Origin of the sequence: Rossellomorea aquimaris (assembly GCF_001877785.1) — a bacterium.
GTDB classification, from domain to species: domain Bacteria; phylum Bacillota; class Bacilli; order Bacillales; family Bacillaceae_B; genus Rossellomorea; species Rossellomorea aquimaris_A.
Genome location: NZ_MINN01000060.1, coordinates 1 through 430, shown reverse-complemented (window position 1 = coordinate 430; position 430 = coordinate 1). Strand labels below are relative to the sequence as shown.

Below are 430 nucleotides of genomic sequence, written 5' to 3'. Positions count from 1 at the left end.
TCCTTATATTAGACCGGGTGTTTCCGACAGTCAGGTTGTCAAAACCGGTAAGTACTTCGGATCGCTCTTGGCAGTGTTTGCAATGGTAATGGCGCCGCTGATCGAAAAAGCGCCGCAGGGGTTTTTCCAGTACCTCCAGATTGTAAACAGTTTCTATAATGTACCTATTTTCACGATCATCATCATCGGTTATCTGACGAAACGCGTGCCTGCAATTGCAGGCACGCGTTTCGTCAGATAACCGATGATGATGATCGTGAAAATAGGTACATTATAGAAACTGTTTACAATCTGGAGGTACTGGAAAAACCCCTGCGGCGCTTTTTCGATCAGCGGCGCCATTACCATTGCAAACACTGCCAAGAGCGATCCGAAGTACTTACCGGTTTTGACAACCTGACTGTCGGAAACACCCGGTCTAATATAAGGA

At 46.5% G+C, this 430-nt stretch carries 2 pseudogenes; one reads left to right on the top strand and one right to left on the bottom strand.

Annotated elements, in window-relative coordinates:
- Nucleotides 1–241 (top strand): annotated as a pseudogene (locus BHE18_RS23100) (solute:sodium symporter family transporter); the annotation flags it as partial.
- Here the strand turns inward: BHE18_RS23100 and BHE18_RS23095 are convergent.
- Nucleotides 190–430, bottom strand: a pseudogene (locus BHE18_RS23095) (solute:sodium symporter family transporter); the annotation flags it as partial. The pseudogenes BHE18_RS23100 and BHE18_RS23095 sit on opposite strands and share 52 nt — an antisense overlap.